2 protein-coding genes are annotated in these 3,585 nt (G+C 37.9%); both read left to right on the top strand.

From position 1 onward, the window contains the following. Positions 1-1,612 (top strand): T9SS type B sorting domain-containing protein (locus WFK35_RS21390; RefSeq protein WP_336734552.1); only part of this gene is annotated, 1,612 nt, incomplete at its 5' end. An 82-nt stretch (positions 1,613-1,694) separates the two neighbouring features. Next, the coding region (locus tag WFK35_RS21385) for a gliding motility-associated C-terminal domain-containing protein (RefSeq protein ID WP_336734551.1) at positions 1,695-3,585 on the top strand (1,891 nt) is incomplete at its 3' end.

Raw genomic sequence — 3,585 nt, 5'->3', positions numbered from 1 at the left:
GGCTTTTTCATTAACATGGGGAGGTACCGCTACATTAACTTCGCCATTCAACGATCCGGCAATTCAGCCCAATCCGTTTAATCCTATAGGAATCCCGGGAGCTACTGCTTCAGATCCTAGAATCATCGAGGTATGTGATATTTCAGCACCTTACAACTTCCAGACTAATAGTGCTAATATTGTTAACGGTAACCCTAACTTTTATGTAAAATACTACAAAACGTCTAACGATGCTTTAGCGGATACCAACGCAATTACTTCACCAATTATTGTTAATACGACCAGTACTTATTATTATACAATCCGTTATCAGGATCCAACGAATCCTAATAACCCTACTAATAAATGTTTCAACGTTAATGCATTCAAGTTTAAAGATGTTACCTTTAAAGCAACAAATGCGAGTTTAACAGCATGTAATAACAACAATAACGGAGTTGCAGTGTATAACCTTACCACAACAACATTATATACTCCAAACCCGAATTATACATACGTTACAAAGTATTATCCAACATTTACAGACGCTACTAACGGAACTAATGAGATTTTGAATCCTACAGCTTACACTTCTGCAACAGGAGATGTTTATGCAAAGATTACAACCAACTTAGGATGTTCTGATATTGCAAAAATTACATTAAACTTTTACCCGGTAGTTGTAGTTACAGATGTCACATTAAGATCTTGTTATATTGATACAAATCCTGCAACAGCTTCTTTCGACCTTACTTTAGCACCTGTAACGACGCAGGCAGGAACAAAAACATATTATCCGTCTCTTACTGATGCTATCAACGGAACCAACGCGATATTAAATCCTAGTACTTATATTGCTCCAAACGGTGTAGCTTATATAAAAGTAACTAATGGAAACGGGTGTTATGCAGTAGCAAAAGTAACACTGGTTGTTCTTCCTCCGGTATATTCTAGTGTGCTTGAAGATAAGATTATCTGTATGGAGAATAAGACGACATTAGATGCAGGTCCTGGATTTACAGCTTACAAATGGAGCACAGGAGCTACCACACAGGCAATTAACAATGTAACTGTAGGAACGTATTGGGTTGAGCTTAAAACAGGAAACTGCGTTACAAGACAGACTGTAAAAGTTTACCCTTCTGAACAGCCGGTAATTTCCAGCATTGATATTACAAACAATACAATAACTGTAAATGTAATCGGAGGAACTGCTCCTTACAAATATTCATTAGACGGAATCAAATGGCAGGATTCTAACGTTTTCGAAAATGTTGCCAGAGGAGACAATATGGTTTATGTAAAAGATGGCTATAACTGCGATCCGCTTACTGTAACAGTAGTTGTTCCGAACTTAATCAATGTAATTACTCCAAACGGAGATGGTGTAAATGACGTGATCGACTACTCTGCTTTAGCCGGAAAACAAGGTCTTGTACTAAGTATTTTCGACAGATACGGAGTAAAAGTAGGTCAGGCTGATAAATCTAACGGATACAAATGGGACGGAACCACAAAAGGTAAAAAAGTACCTACCGGAACCTATTGGTATACTGTAGAATGGAAAGAGAATGATAAAAAGAATACCCCATTCAAATTCTCAGGATGGGTAATGGTAAAAAACAGAGAATAAATATTGCTAACAGATAAAAAACCGCTTTTCTCAAGCGGTTTTTTTCACATCATAAAGTCTAATTTTTTTTAAAATCTTTCTAATGAAGAAATTATTACTGCTGACTATCTTATTCTTGTCGCAAATGATTTTCTCACAATCAGATTGTATTTCAGCAATTCCTGTTTGTGGAAATTCAGACATTTCTTATAACCCGAGTAGCTCAGGAACTGTTCAGGAAGCTACTTCCGCAAGCTGCCTGGATGTAGAACACTATTCCGTATGGTACTATTTTACTGCTGCTACAACCGGAACCATAGAATTCACGATCACCCCCAATACCGTTTCGGGAGTAACGCATTATGACTATGATTTTGCCGTTTACGGACCGAATATCAACTGCGCCACATGGGATTTCGGGAACGCTATTAAATGTAACTTTTCAGGACTAAGTGGTCCTACAGGATTAAGTTCAACTATCACGGGAAGCCAATGGGAAACTCCGCTGAATGTAATTGCAGGAGAAACTTATTATCTGCTTATTGATAATTATATTCCGAGTAATCCGTATGGATTTTCTTTAACGTGGGGAGGAACTGCTTCTTTAACTTCAGCATTCAACAATCCTGCTTTAACGCCGAATCCGTTCATTGCACCGGGAACACCTGCCGCAAACCCTTCTGATCCGAACGAAATTCTTAAATGTGCTTTACCATCCATGTTTGATTTCAGCACATTGTCTGCAGGAATTATTAACGGTAATCCGAACTTTTCTGTAACATATCATTTAACAAGTAACGACGCTATTACGGGAACAGCACCTATTACAACTCCGATAATGGTAAATGCTACCACTTATTATTACAGAATTAAATATGTAGATCCCAACAACGCAAATAACCCTGTAAATGGTTGTTTCCAGGTTGGAAAATTCAAATTCAGATCAGGTAATATTGTTGTAAATAATGCCACCATCACTTCGTGTAATTATGATAATACAGGAATCGGTTATTTTGATTTAAATTCTGCAAACGTATACGGACCAACCAATGTTGTGAAAAAATACTATCCGACAATGGCAGACCTTACCGCAGGAACCAATGAAATTACCACTCCTTCTTCTTATGCATCACAGGCTCCAAAAACAGTTTTTGTAAAAGTTACAACTACTGAAGGATGTAGTGCCAATGCAGAGATTACCCTGCAGTTTTTACCTGCCCTTGCTGTCGTTCCGGCTACAGTGAAAGCTTGTAACAACAATAATGCAGGAACAGGGGTCTTTGATTTAACTGCTCCTGATGTTTACCCTACGTCTACAAACGTTACTAAAAAATATTATCCTACATTGGCAGACCTTAATGCAGGAACCAACGAAATTACCAATCCTGCGGCTTATACTTCTGCAGCACCGAAAACAGTGTATGTAAGAGTAAGAAATCCTCAGGGATGTACAGGTTACAACCAGATTAGTTTACAGTTTAATCCGGTAGTAACAGTAAATGATGCTTCTATTGAAGAATGTTATATCGAATCTAATGTAACCACGGCATCATTTAACCTGACAACGCCAAGTGTAACTACACTGACAGGACAAACGAAGAGATATTACAAAACTCAGGCGGACGCCATTGCAGGAACCAATGAAATCTTAAATCCTACAACATACATTTCAACAACAGGAGTAGTGTATGTAAAAGTAATCAGCATAGAGAACTGTTATGCAATTGCTAAAATCAACCTGAAAGTTTTACCTCCGGTACAATCCGCTGTTCTTAAAGATAAGATCATCTGTATTGAAGATAAAACAACACTAGACGCAGGACCTGGTTTTGATGCTTATGAATGGAGCACAGGAGCAACAACACAATCTATTTCAAATGTACCTGCAGGAACATATACTGTAAAACTGAAAACAGGAAAATGCTGGACGTTACAGCAGGTAAAGGTTACCGCTTCTGTACAGCCAGTTATTACAAGTATAGATATCAACAACG

Source organism: Chryseobacterium sp. VD8, assembly GCF_037149975.1.
Lineage (GTDB): Bacteria > Bacteroidota > Bacteroidia > Flavobacteriales > Weeksellaceae > Chryseobacterium > Chryseobacterium indicum.
The sequence above is the reverse complement of the archived record's forward strand: the minus strand, read 5'-3'. Positions and strand labels throughout refer to the sequence as shown.